19 protein-coding genes are annotated in these 20,352 nt (G+C 60.2%); 12 read left to right on the forward strand and 7 right to left on the reverse strand.

Annotated elements, in window-relative coordinates; genetic code table 11:
• Positions 1 to 45 precede the first annotated feature (45 nt).
• The 4 genes from AC1DIJ_RS27995 (at position 46) to AC1DIJ_RS28010 (ending at position 3,055) form a co-directional block, all read left to right on the forward strand.
• Positions 46 to 909: a D-amino-acid transaminase gene (locus AC1DIJ_RS27995; protein WP_112388141.1), complete on the forward strand. Its 864-nt coding sequence runs from the start codon at positions 46 to 48 to the stop codon at positions 907 to 909.
• A 111-nt stretch (positions 910 to 1,020) separates the two neighbouring features.
• Positions 1,021 to 1,263, forward strand: a complete 243-nt coding sequence (gene hfq / locus AC1DIJ_RS28000; RefSeq protein WP_003539403.1) for an RNA chaperone Hfq — start codon at positions 1,021 to 1,023, stop codon at positions 1,261 to 1,263.
• Between the two features lie 77 nt (positions 1,264 to 1,340).
• A complete protein-coding gene (gene hflX / locus AC1DIJ_RS28005; protein WP_112388142.1) occupies positions 1,341 to 2,672 on the forward strand; it encodes a GTPase HflX in 1,332 nt (443 codons plus the stop codon).
• 47 nt (positions 2,673 to 2,719) lie between these two features.
• Positions 2,720 to 3,055 carry a hypothetical protein gene (locus tag AC1DIJ_RS28010; protein WP_112388143.1) on the forward strand — a complete coding sequence of 112 codons (336 nt, stop codon included), beginning with the start codon at positions 2,720 to 2,722 and terminating at the stop codon, positions 3,053 to 3,055.
• Here AC1DIJ_RS28010 and AC1DIJ_RS28015 read toward each other — a convergent pair.
• The 3 genes from AC1DIJ_RS28015 to AC1DIJ_RS28025 are packed head-to-tail and all read right to left on the reverse strand — an operon-like array spanning position 3,037 to position 5,700.
• Positions 3,037 to 4,266: an FAD-dependent oxidoreductase gene (locus AC1DIJ_RS28015; RefSeq protein ID WP_112388144.1), complete on the reverse strand. Its 1,230-nt coding sequence runs from the start codon at positions 4,264 to 4,266 to the stop codon at positions 3,037 to 3,039. The genes AC1DIJ_RS28010 and AC1DIJ_RS28015 overlap by 19 nt on opposite strands.
• A gap of 6 nt (positions 4,267 to 4,272) precedes the next feature.
• Positions 4,273 to 5,106 carry a nucleoside triphosphate pyrophosphohydrolase gene (gene mazG, locus AC1DIJ_RS28020; RefSeq protein WP_112388145.1) on the reverse strand — a complete coding sequence of 278 codons (834 nt, stop codon included), beginning with the start codon at positions 5,104 to 5,106 and terminating at the stop codon, positions 4,273 to 4,275.
• Between the two features lie 6 nt (positions 5,107 to 5,112).
• Positions 5,113 to 5,700, reverse strand: coding sequence for a nucleoside deaminase (locus tag AC1DIJ_RS28025; protein WP_112388146.1), 588 nt, complete (start codon positions 5,698 to 5,700; stop codon positions 5,113 to 5,115).
• Between the two features lie 64 nt (positions 5,701 to 5,764).
• On the opposite strand from AC1DIJ_RS28025, the gene AC1DIJ_RS28030 reads away from it, so the two are divergent.
• From AC1DIJ_RS28030 to AC1DIJ_RS28055, 6 genes are read left to right on the forward strand one after another with little or no spacing between them, the layout of a single operon-like run.
• Positions 5,765 to 5,947: a hypothetical protein gene (locus AC1DIJ_RS28030; protein WP_148194340.1), complete on the forward strand. Its 183-nt coding sequence runs from the start codon at positions 5,765 to 5,767 to the stop codon at positions 5,945 to 5,947.
• Between the two features lie 2 nt (positions 5,948 to 5,949).
• Entirely contained in the window at positions 5,950 to 7,386 is a 1,437-nt protein-coding gene (gene cysG, locus AC1DIJ_RS28035; protein ID WP_112388147.1) for a siroheme synthase CysG, read from the forward strand.
• Positions 7,387 to 7,388: 2 nt separating this feature from the next.
• Positions 7,389 to 7,703: a DUF2849 domain-containing protein gene (locus AC1DIJ_RS28040; protein ID WP_112388148.1), complete on the forward strand. Its 315-nt coding sequence runs from the start codon at positions 7,389 to 7,391 to the stop codon at positions 7,701 to 7,703.
• Between the two features lie 8 nt (positions 7,704 to 7,711).
• Positions 7,712 to 9,382, forward strand: coding sequence for a nitrite/sulfite reductase (locus tag AC1DIJ_RS28045; RefSeq protein WP_112388149.1), 1,671 nt, complete (start codon positions 7,712 to 7,714; stop codon positions 9,380 to 9,382).
• 10 nt (positions 9,383 to 9,392) lie between these two features.
• Positions 9,393 to 9,905, forward strand: a complete 513-nt coding sequence (locus tag AC1DIJ_RS28050; protein WP_112388150.1) for a DUF934 domain-containing protein — start codon at positions 9,393 to 9,395, stop codon at positions 9,903 to 9,905.
• Positions 9,906 to 9,942: 37 nt separating this feature from the next.
• A complete protein-coding gene (locus tag AC1DIJ_RS28055; RefSeq protein WP_112388151.1) occupies positions 9,943 to 11,154 on the forward strand; it encodes a UbiH/UbiF family hydroxylase in 1,212 nt (403 codons plus the stop codon).
• Here AC1DIJ_RS28055 and AC1DIJ_RS28060 read toward each other — a convergent pair.
• On the reverse strand, positions 11,134 to 12,084 hold the full coding sequence (locus tag AC1DIJ_RS28060) for an AEC family transporter (RefSeq protein ID WP_112388152.1): 951 nt from the start codon (positions 12,082 to 12,084) through the stop codon (positions 11,134 to 11,136). The genes AC1DIJ_RS28055 and AC1DIJ_RS28060 overlap by 21 nt on opposite strands.
• Positions 12,085 to 12,623: 539 nt before the next feature.
• Between AC1DIJ_RS28060 and AC1DIJ_RS28065 the strand changes: the two genes are divergently transcribed.
• Both AC1DIJ_RS28065 and AC1DIJ_RS28070 read left to right on the forward strand, forming a co-directional pair.
• On the forward strand, positions 12,624 to 14,156 hold the full coding sequence (locus AC1DIJ_RS28065; RefSeq protein WP_162705978.1) for an NAD(P)-binding protein: 1,533 nt from the start codon (positions 12,624 to 12,626) through the stop codon (positions 14,154 to 14,156).
• Entirely contained in the window at positions 14,157 to 15,734 is a 1,578-nt protein-coding gene (locus tag AC1DIJ_RS28070) for a hypothetical protein (RefSeq protein WP_112444966.1), read from the forward strand.
• A 34-nt stretch (positions 15,735 to 15,768) separates the two neighbouring features.
• On the opposite strand, the gene AC1DIJ_RS28075 is transcribed toward AC1DIJ_RS28070, so the two are convergent.
• From AC1DIJ_RS28075 to AC1DIJ_RS28085, 3 genes are read right to left on the reverse strand one after another with little or no spacing between them, the layout of a single operon-like run.
• Positions 15,769 to 17,565, reverse strand: a complete 1,797-nt coding sequence (locus tag AC1DIJ_RS28075; RefSeq protein WP_112388155.1) for a TniQ family protein — start codon at positions 17,563 to 17,565, stop codon at positions 15,769 to 15,771.
• 2 nt (positions 17,566 to 17,567) lie between these two features.
• Complete coding sequence (locus AC1DIJ_RS28080) at positions 17,568 to 18,704, reverse strand: ATP-binding protein (RefSeq protein ID WP_477831710.1); 1,137 nt, start codon at positions 18,702 to 18,704, stop codon at positions 17,568 to 17,570.
• Between the two features lie 12 nt (positions 18,705 to 18,716).
• Positions 18,717 to 20,177, reverse strand: coding sequence for a hypothetical protein (locus tag AC1DIJ_RS28085; protein ID WP_477831711.1), 1,461 nt, complete (start codon positions 20,175 to 20,177; stop codon positions 18,717 to 18,719).
• Positions 20,178 to 20,352: the final 175 nt, after the last annotated feature.

A 20,352-nucleotide genomic window follows, 5' to 3' on the forward strand; every position in this document is an offset into this window, starting at 1 on the left:
AAGCCCGCGCCGGCGCTCTTCATTGCCCCACAGCCAGGTTTCCCGATGCCAAGAATTTCCTACGTCAACGGCCAGTATGTTCCCCATGCCCAGGCGGGCGTTCACATCGAGGATCGTGGCTACCAGTTCGCCGATGGGGTCTATGAGGTCTGCGAAGTCAGGCATGGCTATATCGTCGATATCACCCGCCACCTCGACCGCCTGAACCGCTCGTTGAGTGAACTCCGGATCGCAGCGCCGATGAGCCGCGCGGCACTGGTCACCGTGATTCGCGAGACGCTCCGCCGCAACAAGGTGAAGAACGGCCTGTTCTACATGCAGGTGACGCGCGGCGTTGCAAGACGCGACCACGTTTTCCCGGCCGAAGGTACCAGGCCGTCAATCGTCATCACCGCCAAGAGCACCGATCCGTCGATCATCGCCAGGAAGAATGCCGGCGGCATTAAGGCGATCAGCGTGCCTGACAACCGCTGGGACCGTGTTGATATCAAGACCATTGGCCTTCTGCCGAACGCGATGGCCCGCCAGCAGGCCAAGGAGGCCGGGGCCCAGGAAGCGATCTATGTCGACCGGGATGGGTTCGTCACCGAAGGGGCTGCCACGAATGTCTGGATCGTCGATGCCGACGGTACGCTGATCACCCGTCCGGCTGAGCACGGCATCCTGCGCGGTATCACCCGCACGACGCTGATCGATGTCGGCGCCAAGCTGGGCCTTGAGATCGCAGAGCGCAAGTTCACCGTCGCCGACATGCTGGCGGCCCGTGAAGTCTTTATCACCGCCGCGACAAGCATTTGTTTTCCTGTCGTTTCCCTGGATGGCCAGACGATCGCCAACGGTCACCCCGGCAGCGTCTCCCAGAATATCCGGGAAGCCTTTTTCGACGTTGCGGAAAAGATTGCGATTTGATACCAAGATTTGCTGGACGCAGGGGATGAGGGTTACCTGCTGATGGCTTGGAGAGGCTGATTAGTATTCCACCGGCTGAGACATGCCGGCAATAAAGAAAGAAGCGGCGCGATGGCGGAACGTTCTCAAAATTTGCAGGACTTATTTCTCAATACTGTTCGCAAACAAAAGATTTCCCTGACAATTTTTCTGATTAACGGCGTTAAGCTGACCGGCGTTGTCACTTCCTTCGACAACTTCTGTGTTCTTCTTCGCCGTGACGGTCATTCGCAACTCGTGTATAAGCACGCGATCTCGACCATCATGCCGGGCCAGCCGATGCAGATGTTCGAGAGCGAAGAAGCCGCTTCCTGATAGGATCAGACGTTATTTCGACACGCGATACGAAGAATGATTCCATCATCCCGGAAGCCGAAAAGCTCCGGGACGATATGAACGCGACCGTCGTCGTGCCTGTTCTCAAGCAGGCACGCGGACGCGGCGCATCCGCTGACGGTGCGATCACCGTCACCCGCTCTCCCGAAAGCCGGCTCGAAGAGGCCAGCGGCCTTGCCGAAGCGATCGACCTCGATGTCGTCTACGGCGCCATCGTGCCGATCAGCGATCCGCGGCCGGCGACACTGCTCGGGACCGGCAAGATCGAAGAGATCAAGGCCAAGCTCGAGGAATACGATTCGGGTCTGGTGATCGTCGATCACCCGCTGACGCCCGTGCAGCAGCGCAATCTCGAGAAAGCATGGAACGTCAAGGTCATCGACCGGACCGGCCTGATCCTTGAAATCTTCGGCCGCCGTGCGTCCACCAAGGAAGGCACGCTGCAGGTCGATCTGGCGCATCTGAACTACCAGAAGGGCCGTCTGGTCCGCAGCTGGACCCACCTTGAGCGCCAGCGCGGTGGTGGTGGTTTCATGGGTGGTCCGGGCGAAACCCAGATCGAGGCCGACCGGCGCATGCTGCAGGACCGGATCATCAAGCTCGAGCGCGAGCTGGAGCAGGTGGTACGTACCCGCCAGCTGCATCGCGCCAAGCGCCGCAAGGTGCCGCATCCGATCGTCGCTCTCGTCGGCTATACCAATGCCGGCAAGTCGACGCTGTTCAACCGCATCACCGGTGCTGGCGTGCTCGCCGAAGACATGCTCTTCGCGACGCTCGATCCGACGCTGCGCCGCATGAAGCTGCCGCATGGCCGCACCGTCATTCTCTCCGACACGGTCGGCTTCATTTCCGATCTGCCGACGCATCTGGTCGCGGCCTTTCGCGCGACGCTTGAAGAAGTGCTGGAAGCCGATCTCGTGTTGCATGTCCGCGACATGGCCGATGACGACAATCCGGCCCAGAGCGCCGATGTGCTGCGCATCCTCAACGACCTCGGCATCGACGAGGCCGAAGGTGCCAAGCGCATCATCGAGGTCTGGAACAAGATCGACCGGCTGGAGCCGGAAACGCACGATGTTATGGTCCAGAAGGCCGCCGGCACCAAGAACGTCGTGGCGGTTTCGGCCGTCAGCGGCGAGGGCGTCGATCAGCTGATGGAAGAAATCAGCCGCCGCCTGTCCGGCGTCATGACCGAAGCAACCATCACTATCCCAGTCGGCAAGCTTGCTCTTCTGCCGTGGATTTACGAGCACGCCATCGTCGATGCCCGCGAAGACAACGAAGACGGGTCGATCACGCTCGACCTGCGCCTGTCGGAGACGGAAGCTACGGCGCTCGAAGGGCGGCTCGGCAGCGGATCGAAGGCCAAGGAAGATTGGGAGCGCTGAGCGCTCTAAGGTCGGAATTGCATTTCCGTTTCACTGGAGGGGATGGCATGGCTGGGGTCAAGGCGCGTGCGGGAGGGGTGCTGCTGATTGCGCTTGGATGCGCGATCGCCTGGTTCTTTCTCCTGCAGCCACTTGAGGAGGCGCAGGCCGGTGTTCCCGAAGTCAGCTATCAGCTGAAAGCCTTTCTTGCGGTACCCGCCTGCCTGGTCTTCGGCCTCGGCTTTCTGGTCGCCGGTGCGAAGCTCAACTATCGCGATGCCGCCGCGAAAAAGCTGACGGCAACCGGCTGGGTGCTGTTTGCCGTTGTCGCCGTTCTGACGGCCGCAGGCTACTGGTGGTTCCAGCAGCAGTTCTCCGCGCTCGGCTATAGCAGCGCCGTCTGATCGCTCATTGGCAACGCTCCATCGGGCGAAAGCCACTCGAGGCCAATGCGACCGACCGGATCGAGCAACTCGCCCGTGACCAGCGTCGTGATCAGGTTTCGCAGCAGTGGCAGTTTGGTCGCCGGACCGATCATCACATCTCTGCTCATCGGCAGGAGACGGCTGTCGGATTGATAGAAGGGTGTCAGCACCCGGCTCAACAGTTGATAGAACCGGATGTGCAATTGCCGTTGCCTGAGATGGCGCGCGATCGCGTCGCTGACCGATGGCTCACGGGCAAGCGCCGCGCACAGCGAGGCCGCATCGAGCAGCGCCATGTTCGCCCCCTGTCCGAGCTGCGGACTGGTCGCGTGCCAGGCATCGCCGATCTTGACGCTGTTTATTGCCGCAAGCGGTAGCCGCGTATGATGCCGGTAGCGTGCGTGGACAGGCTCGGCCGCCGCCGCCAAATGCGCCGCCTCTGGCCAGAAGCGATGCACGGCCTCTATCCAGGCCTCACGCCCGGCGTCCCGCCAGGCGGCCATATCCTTGTTGCGGATGCTCCAGAAGAAGGTTGCCATCGGCGCCGCGCCATCCTTCGCCGTACCGACCGGCAGGACGCCTGCCATCTGGCTGGCCCGGTGGTAGCGCTGCTCCAGTTCGTCGGAGCGGAAGACGCCTGAGCCATCCCAGGGAACGGTGGCCCAGAGTGCGCCATAGTCGAGTTCGGTCGACGACTTGTAGCCGATTGGCGAACTGGCACCCATGGCGTCGACGACAAGGTCGGATGCCGATGACGTCTTGCCGTTGCCGAGCTTCAACCGCGGCCGCACTCCGGGCTCGATTGCCGTCACCCGCGATGCAGTCTCGAAGCCGACGCCGGCGGCGATCGCTGCATCGAGCAGCAGGTCGAAAAGTGCGACACGCTGGATGGCGATGCCGGAGGCCCCGTTGCGGTAACCCACATCGAGGACGGTGCGGCGCGTCGTCGAGAGCTTTCCGTGCATGCGCCGTATCCTGGCGCCGCGTTGCTCGACCTTGTCAAGCAGACCCATCGCAGAGAGAACGGCCGATCCCGTCGGCTGCAGCACGAAGCCCGATCCGACCGGCTGTGGTGCCGCCATCTGGTCGTAGATCGTCACGGTGGCACCATGCCGCGCCAAGAGTGCCGCCAGCGACAGTCCACCGATCCCGGCACCAGCAATCGCGATCTCAAAGCCGGCGAGCTTCATGGCGCCTCAGCCAAGCTGCCGTTCGATGGCCTTGGCGGCCTGCCAGATTTCTTCCATCCGTTCCAGGCTGGCGGCTTGCAATGTCTCGCCTTCTTTCTCAAGAACCGTTTCTATATGATTGAAACGGCGCCTGAACTTGGTATTTGTGCCCCGCAGTGACTGTTCTGGATCGGCATCGACATGGCGGCCGATATTGACGACGGCGAAAATCAGATCGCCGAGCTCGTCGCTGACCTTGGCCCTGTCGCCATGCGCCAGTGCTTCCCGTAGTTCGCCGATCTCTTCCTCGATCTTGTCGAGGATCGGCTCTGGCGCCGACCAGTCGAAACCGACCTTGGCGGCGCGCTCCTGCAGCTTCAGCGCCTCGGTCAAAGCCGGAAAGCTGCGCTGCACGGAGCCGAGATGCCCCGCGTTGAAATCCTCGCTCAGGCCACGCCTGGCGCGGCGTTCGGCGCGCTCGCGCTTTTCGGCCTGCTTGATCTCGTCCCACTGCTGCTTCACCCGCGCAGGCGTATCGGCATCCGAACGGTCGAAGACATGCGGATGGCGGCGGATCATCTTGCGGGTGATCGCCTCCACCACATCGCCGAAGGAAAACTCGCCGGCTTCCTCGGCCATCCGCGCGTGAAAGACCACCTGCAGAAGCAGGTCGCCGAGCTCGTCGCAGAGATCGTCCATATCGTTGCGCTCGATCGCGTCGGAGACCTCGTAGGCTTCTTCGATCGTATAGGGCTTGATGGTCTCGAAGGTCTGGACGATGTCCCAAGGGCAGCCGGTCTCAGGATTGCGCAGCGCCGCCATGATCTCGATGAGGCGCGAAATGTCTTTCGAAGGTTCCATGATCGCTCAATTCAGGGGAATGTCGTTGGCGCTTTTCGAAGATTGGTAGCTGTCGGACAGTGCCGCGTAGCGCGCCTTGATTCTGGCTGTCTGTTCCTTGAGCTCAGCGCTCAGCGCGCGCTCCTCGGTTTCCACCAGGTCGGCAATCGCAAAACTGTTCCAGAAGGCGTTCTGCTTGCGGTAGCCGCCGGGTTCCAGCCCGAAGACTTCCTTGAGGATTTTCAGGTCGTGCGGGATCGCGAAGGCATCGCGCGAATCCTCGTGGCTGAAGAAATAGTAGAAATTGTCGAAACCCGCCCAGGTGATCGCCGACATGCACATCGTACAGGGCTCGTGGGTCGAAAGGAAAATCAGGTCCTTCGTCGCCGGTTTCTCGCCAAGTTCGTAGAAGCGCTTGAGCGTATGGACCTCGCCATGCCACAGCGGATTTTCGAGCTCGTTATTGGTCTCGGCGATGACAAGCGAGAGATCGGACTTGCGCAGGATCGCGGCGCCGAACACCTTGTTTCCGGATGCGACGCCGCGCTCGGTCAGCGGCAGGATATCGCGTTCCATCACGTCGAGCAGGCGAGGGGCGATCGTCTTTGAGGCCATGGCTTTCTCCTTGTGTCTTCAAGTCTATCCCGCCCGGGCAAGAAGAAAAATGCCGAAATGCCAGATGGACGTTTTTGATCACAGGCTTTATATTGCACTGCAGCGACAACGGCGTCGCTCGGGCGACTTTTCTCAAATCAGTGGCATGCAGGCAAAAGATTACGCGGAGCGCGTAGGCTTTCGAATTTCTGTTTCTTCAACGCCTTGCCCGTTACAGGCATATTGGCGCAACTTCGAAGTGGAATGATAATGCCTTCCAAGAGCGAACAGCTATCGGTTTTCCCTGCCTTCTTCCGTGTGGAAGGGCGGGTCGCAGCCGTCTTTGGCAACGGAGACGAGGCCTATGCGAAGGTGCGTCTGCTGATGAATACGCAAGCGCGGATCGTTGCCTATGCCGACCGCCCTGAGGCCAGCTACCACGCCTTCCTCATTGCCAATCGCATCGAGACGGTTCGGGCGGATTTCAGAGCCGATCAGGTTAATGGCGCAGCCCTCGTCTTTGCCGCCACCGGCGAGGCCGTGCAAGATCGCGCGATCGTCGATGCCGCGCGCGCCGCCAGGATCCCGGCAAATGCCGTCGATCAGCCAGACTACTGCGATTTCTATACGCCGGCCCTCGTCAATCGCGCTCCCGTGGCCGTTGCGATCGGCACCGAAGGCGCTGGTCCCGTGCTGGCGCAGATGATCCGCGCACAGGTCGATCAGCTGCTCTCGCCCTCACTTGGACGCCTTGCAACGCTGGCGACCAGCTACCGCCGCGCCGTCGAACAGCTAATTCCGCGCGGCGTTTCCCGCCGCGTCTTCTGGCGCGGCTTCTTTTCCGGCGCAGTGGCCGATGCCGTTGCGAACGGCAATCTGCCGGAAGCCAAGCGTGCCGCCAATGCGCTGCTGCAGGAAACCGGCAAGGCGCAGGGCCGCGTCTGGCTGGTCGGCGCCGGTCCGGGTGCCGAAGATCTGCTGACGCTGCGCGCCCAGCGCGTCATGATGGAAGCCGATGTTCTGGTTTTCGATGCGCTTGTACCCCAGGCAATCGTAGATATGGGCCGCCGCGATGCCGAGCGCATTTCCGTCGGCAAGCGCAAGGGCTGCCATTCGAAGTCGCAGGAAGAGATCAACGATTTGCTGGTGCAGCTTGGCCAGGAGGGCAAGCGTGTCGTGCGCCTGAAGTCCGGTGATCCCCTGGTCTATGGCCGGGCAGGCGAGGAGATGGCAGCGCTGCGCGCGGCCGGTATCGCCTATGAGATCGTCCCTGGCATCACGTCGGCTTTCGCCGCCGCGGCCGATTTCGAGCTGCCGCTGACCCTGCGCGGCGTTGCCTCGTCGCTGGTCTTCACCACCGGCCACGATCTGACCGGCGATGTGCTGCCCGACTGGGCAAGCCTTGCGGTTTCGGGCGCGACGATTGCCGTTTACATGGGCCGGACCGTTGCCGCCTCGGTTGCCGAGCGGCTGATGGAGGCCGGCATTCCGGCGGAGACCACGGTCGCTGTCATCGAGAATGCCAGCCGCGCCGATCGCCGCCTGCTGCATGGCATTCTGCGCGATCTTCCCGACCTGCAGCATCGTGACGAATTGACGGGTCCCGTCATGGTCATTATCGGCGATGCGGTCGCAGGCGCCAATTTCGAACTGTCCGAGCCTCTGGTGCGCCGTCAGGCGACCGTGCCGGAACTTGCAAGGAGCTGATTATGGTAGACAAGGTACTGACCGCCAACCGCCTGACAGATGGCATTGCCGTCTGGCTCGATGCCAATCGCGCTTGGGTCACCTCGTTGCAAGATGCGCTGATTGCCCGCCATGCCGAAGCGGTGACGGCGCTGGAGGAAATCGGCAAGAAGGCTTACGCCGACAACAAGGTTGTTGACGTGAATGTCATCGAAGTTCAGGAAACCAACGGAGTTCTGTGGCCGCTGCGCCTGCGCGAACGTATTCGCGCGCAAGGGCCGACCATGGAATATGCGCCGGGCTACAAGCCTGCCGATCCGGAATTCATTGCAGTCTGAGGAAGCAGATGTACCGTTACGACGAATTTGACCACGCCTTTGTCGCCGAGCGCGTTGCGCAGTTCAGCGATCAGGTTGAGCGCCGTCTCGCCGGCGAGCTTTCCGAAGATGCGTTCAAGCCGCTGCGCCTGATGAACGGCGTCTATCTGCAGCTGCATGCCTACATGCTGCGCATCGCCATCCCCTATGGCACGCTGAGCTCCAAGCAGATGCGCATGCTCGCCCATGTCGCCCGCACCTATGACCGCGGCTATGGCCATTTCACCACCCGCCAGAATCTGCAGTTCAACTGGCCGAAACTCTCCGACATGCCGGCGGTTCTCTCGGAGCTGGCAACCGTCGAGATGCACGCGATGCAGACGTCGGGTAACTGCATCCGCAATGTCACAGCCGACCACTTCGCCGGTGCCGCCGCCGATGAAGTCGCTGATCCCAGGCCCTATGCGGAAATCCTGCGCCAGTGGTCGTCCGTCCACCCGGAATTCTCCTTCCTGCCACGCAAGTTCAAGATTGCAGTGACCGGTGCCGAGCGCGACCGTGCGGCCATCCAGGTCCACGATATCGGCCTGCATCTGAAGAAGAACGACAAGGGCGAGATCGGCTTTGCCGTCTATGTCGGCGGTGGCCAGGGCCGCACGCCGATGGTCGCCAAGCTGATCCGCGACTTCCTGCCGGAAGAGGATCTGCTGTCCTACACGACGGCCGTCATGCGCGTGTACAACCTGCACGGCCGCCGCGACAACAAGTACAAGGCCCGTATCAAGATCCTCGTTCATGAGACCGGCGCCGAAGAACTGGCCCGCCAGGTCGAGGTCGAGTTCGCTCAGCTGAAGGATACGGAGCTCAGGCTTCCCGAGCAGGATGTCGAGGCGATCACCGCTTACTTCGCGCCGCCGGCCCTGCCGCAGCGCGCTGAAGGCTGGGAAAATCTCGCCCGCTGGAAGAAGGCTGATCCGGCATTCGCCCGCTGGGTCCAGCAGAATGTCCAGCCGCACAAGAACCCAGACTACGGCATGGTGACGATCTCGCTGAAGCCGATCGGCGGCATCCCGGGTGACGCATCCGACAGCCAGATGGATTCGATCGCCGATATCGCCGAGGAATATGCCTTCGATGAAATCCGCGTCAGCCACGAGCAGAACCTGATCCTGCCGCATGTGGCGCTGGCCGATCTGGAAGCCGTCTACCGTGGCCTCGTCGCCATCAATCTCGCCGAAGCCAATGCCGGGCTGATCACCGATATCATTGCCTGTCCGGGCTTGGACTATTGCGCGCTTGCCAATGCGCGCTCGATCCCGCTGGCGCAGGAAATCTCGCGCCGCTTCGGCGATGCCGAGCGTCAGGCCGAGATCGGCGAGCTGAAGATCAAGATTTCCGGCTGCATCAACGCCTGTGGCCACCACCATGTCGGCCATATCGGTCTGCTGGGTGTGGAAAAGAAGGGTGCCGAACTCTATCAGATCACCCTTGGCGGCTCGGGCGACGAGCACACCTCGATCGGCGAAATCATCGGCCGCGGCTTCGAGCCTGAAAAGGTGACGGATGCGATCGAGACGATCGTCGATACCTATCTGAAGATCCGCAAGGACCAGTCGGAAATCTTCCTCGAAGCCTATCGCCGCGTCGGACCGCAGCCTTTCAAGGATGCGCTCTACGGCTCGGCAGCGGAAGCGGCATAAGGAGGGGCTGATGACCAAGATCTGGAGAGAAACCGGCTTCGTCGAAAACGATGCCTGGATCATCGAGAGCGAGGAAGTGAAGGCGACCGGCGATCAGAAGCCGCTGCTTCCCCTCGATGAGCTGCTTGCCAAAGTGCAGGAGAGCAACGATGTCGGCCTCGGCGTGCTGATCAAGCCGGCCGACGATGTTCGCAAGCTCGAGCCCTATCTCGACCGCCTCGCGATCATCGCGGTTGCCTTCCCGGCATTCAACGATGGCCGCGCCTTCAGCCATGCCTCGCTGCTGCGTGATCGCCTCGACTACAAGAGCGAGTTGCGCGCCGTCGGCGACGTGCTGATCGACCAGGTGCCGCTGATGCTGCGCGTCGGTATCGACAGCTTCGCTGTCACCAACGAGACGGCGCTGAAGCGTCTGTCGGAAAACCGTCTTCCGGGAATTCAGCATCATTATCAGCCTGCTGTGCGTGACGCGGACAGTGGCAAGGGCTATAGTTGGCGCCGTCAGGCGAAGCCGGCGGCATAAGGCCGGCTCGCCGTCACCTGATGACGGAAGCGATGCGATGAAGAATTTCGAAGTGGCGGTGATCGGTGGCGGTCTCGCCGGCATGGTTGCCGCGGTAGCGATTGCCCGCGGCGGCCGCAATGTGGCGCTGGTCGCGCCGCCTGCGCCCAAGGAAGACCGGCGCACCACGGCGCTGATGGATCAATCGATCCGCTTCCTTGACCGCCTGACCCTCTGGGACAAGCTGAAACCGGCCACCGCGGCGCTGACCAGCATGCGCATCATCGACGGCACGAATCGCCTGTTGCGCGCCCCGGCAACGACCTTCCGCGCTCCCGAAGTCGGCCTCGATGCCTTCGGTTACAATTTCCCGAACAAGGCGCTGACCGACGTGCTGGAAACGGCGATTGCAGGTGAGGGCAATATCACCCGCTTCACGGCCTTCGCAGAGACCATCGAGATCGGCGCAGATGCGGTGACGATCACATTGGCGGATGGCGACGTGGTGAGCGCGGATTTCGCCATCGGCGCCGATGGCCGCAAGTCGAAGCTGCGCGAGACGGCCGAAATCGATGTGCGCAACTGGTCCTACCCGCAGTCGGCCATGGTGCTGAATTTCAGCCATTCCGCGCCGCATCAGAATATCTCCACCGAATTCCACACCGAGCATGGGCCGTTCACGCAAGTCCCACTTCCCGGAAGCCGCTCCAGCCTGGTCTGGGTCCAGAACCCGGCGGAGGCGGCTGCGAATGCGGAGCTCTCCCTGGAGGATTTGAGCCGGCTCGTCGAGGAGCGCATGCAGTCGATGCTTGGAAAAGTCACCGTCGAGGACGGCGTCCAGGTCTGGCCGCTGTCCGGCATGATGGCGCACCGTTTCGGCAAGGGCCGCATTGCCCTTGTCGGCGAGGCGGCGCACGTCTTCCCGCCGATCGGCGCTCAGGGGCTCAATCTCAGCCTGCGCGATATCATGGCGCTGACCGACATTCTCTGCAACCGCGCCGAACTGCCGGTGGCAGCCGATTCGGGCGATCAGTTCGACCGCAAACGCCGCGCCGATATCATGACGCGCACCGCGAGCGTTGACTTGTTGAACCGGTCTCTGCTGTCCGATTTCCTGCCGGTGCAGATGCTGCGGGCCGCTGGGCTGCATATTCTGTCAGCCATCCCGCCACTGCGCAGCATCGTGATGCGCGAGGGCATAGAGCCAGGCCGCGGTCTGCGCGGCATACCGGCTGCGCTGAAGGAAAGGCTAAGCCGGCAGAAAGCCTGATTTGATCGCGATCAGAAACACCGACACCGTCACGACGGAAAGGGCCGTTGCGATGAGGATCGTTGCCGAGGCGCGTTCCTGCCAGACGTGATACTGCTGGCCGATGACGAAGACATTGGTCGCGGTCGGCAGCGCCGCGAGCAGAACCGCGGCATAGACCCAGATCGGATCGAACCCGCCGACCAGTGTCAACGCTCCATAGACGACGAGCGGGTGCGCGATCAGCTTTGCCGGAACGATATAGCCGATTTCGGGCGGGATTCGCTTCAGCGGTCTAAGCGCCAGCGTCACACCCATCGCAAACAGCGCACAGGGCGCGGCGGCCTGCGCCAGGTAATCGACGAACTGCCGCAGCGCTGACGGTTGCTCGAATTGCAATGCGGCTGCGAGAAAGCCTGCTGCCGTCGACAGGATGAACGGGTGCAACGCCACCTTCCTGATAATATCGGCGGCGATCTGGCTACGCGAACGATCATCATCCCCAGCCGCCGCCATCATCGCCGGCGCGACGATGAAATGCATCGCATTCTCCAGGCAGACGATCAGCGCCACCGGCACGGCCGCCTCGTCGCCGAAGGCGATCAGCGCCAGGCCCGGCCCCATATAGCCGATATTGCCGTAAGCACCCGCAAAGGCCTGGATCGTCGATTCGTCCATGCGGCTTTTCCTGAGATAACGGCCGATGACGAAGAGTGCGATGAAGATCGAATAGGTGGCGGCGAGATCGGTGGCGATGAAGTCGATTCGCGCCAGGTCTTCCACCGGTGTCCGCGACACCAGCTTGAAGAACAGCGCAGGCAGCGCGGCATAGATGATGAAGGTGTTCAGCCATCCGAGCGCCTCGGCGGGCTGCTTGGTCGCCTTTGCGGCAATATAGCCGATCAGGATCAGGCCGAAGAACGGCAGAAGAAGGCTAATGATGTCGGTCACGGGACCGTCCTGAATGGGCTCGACACAAAAGTCATTTTTGTATCTAGCGGGTGTTGATTTTGAACGACTATTTTTTCCCTAGATCGCAAAAATATGGCTAGTTGTCCCCTAAAAAATGTCTAACTGCTGAAATGTTCCTGGCGCGGGCCCTTCGCGCGTGTCGACGCTGCCTCCAGTGTAGATTACACAGCGGCGGAAAGGTTTGAGACGCTGTACGCGTGGTTTACGGCGGAGTTTCGCCTAAGCCCATTTGGGCGTGAACTGGAACTATGCAGACTCTGGATCGTGCCGACTTGAGATGGCGGCTGTGAAATCGCAAGGACGCCGAACGTCATCATAAGGTCGGCGGTTTGCCCAACGGCTAATCCACTTAAACGTGTTGAATCCTCTATCACCCGGCTAACAGTTCGGGTATTACCTCGTCGCTAGATATCGTGGGGAAGTTGACATTGCAGCGGCCGATCAAAGCAAGATCGCCCTCATCGCTCGCCCTACTTCTACAGGACGCGAATTCCATGTTGTCAACCAAGCAAGCCCCCATGCAAAACCAGACAGACCTACCCAAGCTATATCTCGAATCTGCCACAGTACCAGGTAAGACGAACATCTTCTTCATCGGACCATTTGGTAAAAGGGTCAGCTTCGCATCTCAGCAGCGCCGGGCATTTAATGTCGTTTGGGCAGTCGGGCAACAGAGACTGCTCGCGTCGAATCCATCGGTGGCGGTTGTTGGGGGTGGCCTAGCTGGGATCACCACGTGCGCAGCACTTGTGGCGCAGAAGTGCAGAGTCACCCTGATCGAAGCGCGAGACTCTGTCCTCGAGCGCCAGATTGCCACAAATCACAGGTACGTCCATCCGACCGTCAATTTTTGGCCAGAGAAGGAAATCTCTGGCACGACCTCGTTCCCATATCTTGATTGGTACGAGGCTCGTTGCAGCACAGTGATCGAAACGATCAAGTTCGAGTGGAAAGAGCACTTTGAGAAGAGCATATCGCGGTTTCTTCCGCGGACGAAGGTATCCAAAATCGAAAACTCGGACACGAAGGTCAAGCTGACTTTTCAGACAAACTTCGGACATCCCGACGAGGGAATGGCCGAGGGAATGTTCGACATGGTTTTTGTAACGTCTGGTTTCGGCGATGAGGCTTCGTTAGTTAGCGGCGATAGGTCGTATTGGGATCGAGACGGTTTGGAAGAGGCGAGGGATGCAGGGTCCAAGGACTTCGTCATCGCTGGAACCGGCGACGGAGGACTTATCGAGGCGCTACGCCTTGTCCAGAAGCAGTTCAATAATGGCAACTTGTGCCTGGACGTCATAGGCGATCTTGACGACCTGGGATTGTCTGGCAGGGTCAAGATGCTGGAGCATGAGGCATTCGCGAAGTTCCGGAAAGACGATGTCGAGGCTGCGAAGTTTTATGCATCAGCATACAAGGAACTCATCGATGACATCCCACTTCGAGCGAAAGACAGGCTCTCGGAAAGGTTTTCAGGAATAAGAGTTCGTCTGGTTGGCACCCTTCCTGCGCCATTTGGGCTATGGGTAGCACCGATACACAAATTGATGATGGCGGCCGCTATTGAAGCCGGCGCTGTTGAGTACAATATTGGCAAAGTTCAAAGCGACGGCGCAGGATACGCGATCGTGGCAGCGGATGGCAGCAAGGCGCCGATCGAGAACACGGCGAGAGTAGTTGTCCGAATCGGGCCGAGCCATCCTCTCGGAAGCTTTTTGGACGCGTCGGCGATCACTATGCTGAAGGAGGCGCAGCAAGCGACGGCAGACATTTTGGACGTTGCCGAAATTGACACCGACTTTTTCGGTGCATTTTCAAAGCATCCAAAGCGGGATGTGGAAGAATACGAGTTCGTACGATTCCGGAAGGCACTTGCCGATCGGTATTTTTATGACCATTTTAAAATCAAATCGACGCTGTCTGTTGACCATCCGCCAAGATATATCGTTCCATTGAAGAGCTCTGAGGATAATTATGACGGCACATTACCGGATAAAATCTTTGGGATCGCAGTCGAGGGTGAGCGTATCCGGCTCGGAGCACAAATATAGATGAGTATCCATGCAGGAAATCCTCTTATCAATAGATCGGGGCGGGCTGCCACGCTCGGCCCTTTGCTTCGCGCTGGTCGCAAGCTGATATCGGTGGTCGCACGCTACTCGCTCGATGAGAATGGCGTCATGCTCGACAGGCTGTCTAAGGAAGTTGTTGGTAAGGCAATAGGCGGGAAAAAGTTTGAAGATCGCCACGATTCCGTTCAAGACATTGTCGATATTCTAGCGCCCATCTCTCTGGAAAAAAGCGTAGCAACTTCGCACGGGGGGATGCTGAAGCTTTTCACGAGTCTTGCCGATCCCGCGGACCATGTCCGTAAGCCTGTACACAAGCTATCCGGGTCCGGGCGATCCGTCGGTCGGATCACCGCTATCGATGCTGCATTTCATGTTTTAGATTCCCGAACCAATTTAGTCCAGAAGTATCATGGCGCCTTTGAAATCGCGTCGAGTTCGGACGATCTTCCATTCGCAACGACGGGCGATGCGGGCGCTCCAGTTTATACTGACGAAAATGAGCTACTAGGCATTTTGATCGGTGTAGCAGGGGACAGGTCGTACGCCGTCCCGGCGTCGAGGCTGAAGAGCCATTTCTCTGTTGAGGCGGCAAGCTTTCAGGATCTGCTCGAGCATAACCGGCAAGTCACGTTGGCAGACCAGCCTGCTCCTCTCGTAAATAATCGAGAGATCGTTGCTCTATACGGTAGTGACCGGCTTATGAAAGCTGAGGCACGGCTTAACAGTCGAATTCTATGGAAAAGGCTGCTCAATGTAAGGCAGGAAGCCCCGCAGGATCAAAACTGGATTTTCAGTGATTACGAAGAATCGCGGCATATGGCACCTATGCTCGGCGCACGGACGTTCCTCCAAAACCTACACGCCCATAGACTTCAGTTTTTGGAGACGGCCAATCCTTCGTTATCAGACTGTCGCTATAACTACATCGGTGGCATCGAGTCCTTCCTGCGTCCTGGGCATTTCGACAAGAACGAGATTGAACAGGCGCTGCGTCGAACAGTCGATCTTTATGTGCGGACAGATTTTCCTCACCTCGCGGATGCATACACGGACGAACTATTGGGAACTGAATACACCCGTGTGTTGAGGGGAAAAGCCATTTCCGCGCCGACGGCGTGGCTATTTTTTACTACGCTTCGAGATATCTATTCCAGTATGGGTGAGGCGTCCTTCGGGCGTTTGTGGATCGAACCGGCAATTTTCGAGGCGAAGGAAAGCGCTACCGCCCTAAAGAATGAATTGGAAGCTCACCACAAACAACGTCGAGCTTTCGAGGGTTTCTTCGGATCGGTCGTGAGGCAGATGGAAAGATTCCCTAGCTTTTCGGGGACAAAAGTCATCGAAACAATCGCTGAAGGTCGTGCGGTACGCTTCTTCACGGCTTGGGCAGCGGAACGTGCTGTTCAGTTGTTCAAGAACAATGGTTACGGCCTGAGTTGGCATCGTTCGATGAGCCCTTCGGGCAAGCACGCTGCGGTGGATGACGCGATGTCACATGCTCCCTTGGTGGTGAAGGCGGATCGGCAAGCAAGACGCCATGGCGGGCGGACTTTCTAGCTGTCGGCTTCGGGCCACGCCTGGCTGCCGCGCACTATAAGTAGACGTCAGCCTTTCGATAAAATCGTTCGACTCCACCAAAATCATGGACCGGCTCAATTCCGCGGACGCGATCTTCGGTCTTTGCGTAATGCTCAATTCCGCGAGCTAGCTTGCGGAAGCTGACGTGGTCCTTCTTGAACGTCTGCACCGAGGCCTCCGAATATGCGGTAACAGTAAGTCCATTGCCGCTCCGATACTGCATGGTTTCGAATACGCCTGCGCTCGCGAGGCGATCGACGGTGTCGGTTAAGGCGACCAGGCGCGATGTTACGAATTTCGCGGTGACGTACCCTGCCGGATGGCCAATACCGGCAACCGCTTTTAGGGTGTCGAGGTCGACGCGGAGATGATCGAGTGTGGTCGGTACGCCTCCAGGCTTGGAGATCCCGAACGGAATCTTTCCGTCCAAGATGCCAAGAAGCTGGTCTGCAAAAGACATGAACGGAACGCAGTTTCTGATCGGAAGCATTCGAGCGGTGTCCACCAACGACGCCTTTTCATCAAGGCGCGCGAGAAGACTTTCGATCTCTTTGCGCGAGAAAATGTTCTTCAGAGCGTAATCTGACTTCTCGCTCGCCATCGAGATGATGCCTGCTTCGACGAGCTGACGAACGACCTGCGGAGAGGATCCTAGCCGCTCGCGGGCGAACAACATTGGAACGCTGTCACGCCAGCCTTCGATGACCGCATCCATGATCTCGACAGGGATGGAAACCTTCAAGTCCCTAGTCGGCGTCGTCTCGTTATCGAGAAGGCCATTCGCAGCGAGAAGCTTCCGCAACGTGGCAGGATGGATCCCATAGCTCGTGAAGGCGCTCCGAACGCTGTGGAACTTGCGAGTTCCGCCGCGACCAAGGAAGTTGTTCTCCGGCCCCAGCGGGTGGACGCTGAAAGCATGGTCGCGAACGAAATTAACCAGCGTTTCGAAACCAGGCGTCCCAGCGTTGTCGTGAAGGAACCCATAGAACTCGCCGTAAAGCTTGCTGCCCACGGATTTGTCGTCGGCTCCATGATGGCGTTTGTCGAGTTCTTCGAGGAAGGCTCGAAGGCCGCGATATCCGCCGGAAAGCAGATCGAAGCCGGATTTCGCCATGATCCGGATTTCCTCTCTCGAATGCTTGGAGCGCGCCTTTCGATCGGTACCGGTGATCATGGCCCCCATGACGTCGCAAAGCCCCAGCGCGCCATGGTAAGGAAGCCTCGACAAGACCTCGTGCTTGACGGGCGCGCCGTTGAGGCGGTCGTAGAAATAGCGGTCGAAGGCGCTCACTTCCACCGACGGGCCATTCTCGGCCGCTGCTGCGACCTCGTCCCAGTTGTGCATCATAGAGCTGGTGAAATCCTCCATCGCATAGCCCGCGTAGTTCTTTGAAATCGAAACGAGGCCGACGTGATGAACGGGGCAGACGACGATGCGGCGGTGCATCCACGCCGCGCGACAGAACACTTTGGTGAAGGGGCGGCGGTCGCCGGCCGAATAGTCATCGACGACACAGCGCGGGCAGTAGCGAGCGGCGTCGCGGTAGGCGTCACGTCGGTCGATCAGCTCGCCATGGAGCTTGTGACGCCGCCCGTCCTCCATGCGCAGCGCATGGAAAGCGAGTTCTTCCGCGCGGTTGCCCGTCATCGTAGCGAGGCGTGCGACGGCCGCGTCGAAGCTTGCATGGTGCCAGATCTTGATGCCAGTCAACCGCATGAACTTGGGAAGGTCCATGTTTCGTTCGCGGGCATAGCGCGAGGAGAAGCCAAGCAGCGTCTCCGACGATTTGATTGGGAAACGGTTTGCCATGACTATTTCACCTCCTTCCTGGCCGCCTTCATGGCATCGGCCTTTTCAGCCTCGAGCTTGAAGACGCGGGCGAGCGTCTCGCCGAGGGCGTTGTTCGGATCGATCGTCTTCCAGGCCGCAGCCTTGAAGATGTTCTGAGTGTCGCGGCAGCCGCTAAGGCCATACGCGAACTCGAAATCGCCCTTCTCGACAAGAGGAGACCTGCGGCGCAGCGCATGCTCGGACGCGGCGCGAATGAGCTGGATGATCAATCCGAGACCGCCGCTCGATGCATGCATCACCTGGTGCACGAAGTCGTCGGTCGCCAGATCTACCGACGCTTCAAGGCCGGCGTGATCGACGACGATCTTGAGGAGAACTTTGCGGACGAGCTTCACGTCGTCCGGATAGTTCAGAGCGCGAAGCTCGACGAGGTTGCTGCGGCCCTTGAGCTGACCATCGGCGTCGCCCGCGATGTGGACGAACTGCGCCAGCGCCGGCACGCCGCTGAGGATCAGGTGGAGGGGCCAGCCTTCGATCTGGACGAGGCTCTTCAAGACGTCGGCGACGTTCTGGATTTCCTTGGTGGTGTTCCCGCGCAGGACGTGCTGCATCTCGTCGATCCATAGAAAGAGAACCTGCTGCTCCTTCAACTGCTCCTTCCACAGATCGAAGATCTCCTGCTCGGTGACCTGCTTGTAGGCCACCTCGAAGTTCAGGGCAGCCAGGCCGGCGCGGGCGAGGCCCTTCAACGTCATCGGCTTCGGCGCCTCGAAAGCGACGAGCGGGCGGACCTCCCGACCATCGGCGGCCACTCGGGGCGCAAACTGGGGGCGCTTGGCGATATGGCGCTCGACCGCAGTAGTCTTGCCGGAGCCGCTCTCGCCGACGACGAAGATTGCGCGACGCTTGGCGGCTTTGCCGAACAATGCGGCCGCCACGTTTTCGACGATTCCGTCGAAGAGCTCGTCCAGAAGCGGATCGCGCGGCGTTCCGACATAGCGCGTGTGCATGCGTCCGAGAGTTTCGACGCGGGCCTGGCGGTCCGGATCAAGGCTGTCGTAGATGGCCTTCGCGGCCTCGGTGAAGTAGTCGGAGTGCAGAGAAGAAGCGGTCATGGAAGTGCCCTCGCTGGAGATGGTGAGATCGCTGGTGGTCATGGGGTGTCCGCCTCAGCCTTCGTCGTCGAAGAAGAGGCCGTCTTCGTCGCCCGAGGTGGGATCGACGACGGTGAACGCGGAGCCGGAGGAGTCTTCGACCACGACCGTCACAGGTTCGGCGGGGACCACGTCCTCGTCGTTGTTGTCCTGAGCGATCAGGTGATCGAACGCGTCGAGGCTGCTCGACAGCGGGTTGGCGGGAACATGGACCGCGCCGAGATCAACCAGGCGGCCCTGAAGGTCGTCCTCGACCTGCTGCTTGAAGTACTCGCGCTCGATCTGCGCGTAGTCCTTGGTCAGCAGCACGTCGAGACCGAGCCCTGCGAGGGACGCGGCAGTCTTCCCGGCGGCGCGGAGGTCGCGAATTCCTGCGAGCATCACGGACAGCTTGGTAGCGGCGTTGGCGCCGTGCTTTTCCGCGAGGTCCTTCTTGGCCGCGACCCATTCGAACAGCGTCGTCCCGGCCGGGATGCCGATCGTCGCGCTGGCTTCGATCCATTCGTTGCCGCGCTTGAACGAGATCTTGCTGATGTCGAGACGGCTGGTGCGGACCTCGAGGCGAGGCGCCGGAGAATAGGGCAGCGCCTGCTGTTCGTAGCGTGCTCGCTGGATATCGGCGTGGTCGTAGTGAATGCCAGCGACGGCGAGGCCCTTGTCCGATACGGCGCGGACGAGCTCGGCGCCGAAGATGTCGCGGCGGGACTTCTCATCGATCGGCTGCATCACGGCGGTGTTGCGTGACAAGCGGTACCAGGCGTTCGCCGGCGTCTCGAACCCTAGACCCGAGTGCTCCGTGTTGTGGTAGACGTCGACGATCGCGCGGATGAACAGACGATTGAACTCGTCGATGTTCAACACGGCGTAACCCTGGGAGTCGTATTTGCCCTTCTCGAGGATGTTGGAGAAGGTGCGCCCCTTGAAGTAGTCCATGAAGCGCAGTTCGCAGGTATGGAAGAACGACTCGATCGTGCCTCGGGCGGCCGCGTCGCCGGCCGGAGGAAAAGCATGCACGCAGCGAAGCGCGGCCACCGCGGCGCGGAATTTCTCGTGGACGAATGCTGCGCCGGCGTCGGTGCAGAGCGTTTCCGGCACCAGCGCATATTCCCAGGCGTCGCCCGCGCCGACCATCGCCGACATCACCGTCTTGTCGGTGACGACCATCTCCAGGGCGGCGAGCGAGGAGCGGTGAGACGGATCGCGGCGGCTGAAGTGCATCGCCAGGATGCACTTGGTCGCACGGTCGATCGCGACCGTCAGCCATACGCGGGCGCGCTTGACGGCCTCCTTCTCCTTGACGGAGAGCAGTTCCCAGATGCGGAGGTGCACGAGCAGGACATGAAGGTTCACCTTCCACTCGTCCATCTCGACGATCTGGCCGGGGCGCTCGACCGAGACGCCGCCATGAACGATCGCGAACTTCTTGCGAGCGTGGTCTTCGCCGTAGCGCTTGGCCATCAGATAGTAGACGCCCATGCTCTTGATCAGGCGTTCGAAGCACTTGTGTGTTTCGGCGTGGAATGTTGACCCCCCTGGCGGGGTGACCGGCGTCCAATTTTGACCCCCCACCTGTTTCGTCTGACCATCCGTCTTTTGCTGACGGATGGAGGGGGAGTTGAAGCGAGTGGATACGATTGCGCGTGTTCGTCGA

It is taken from the genome of Rhizobium sp. 10N427, assembly GCF_056394605.1.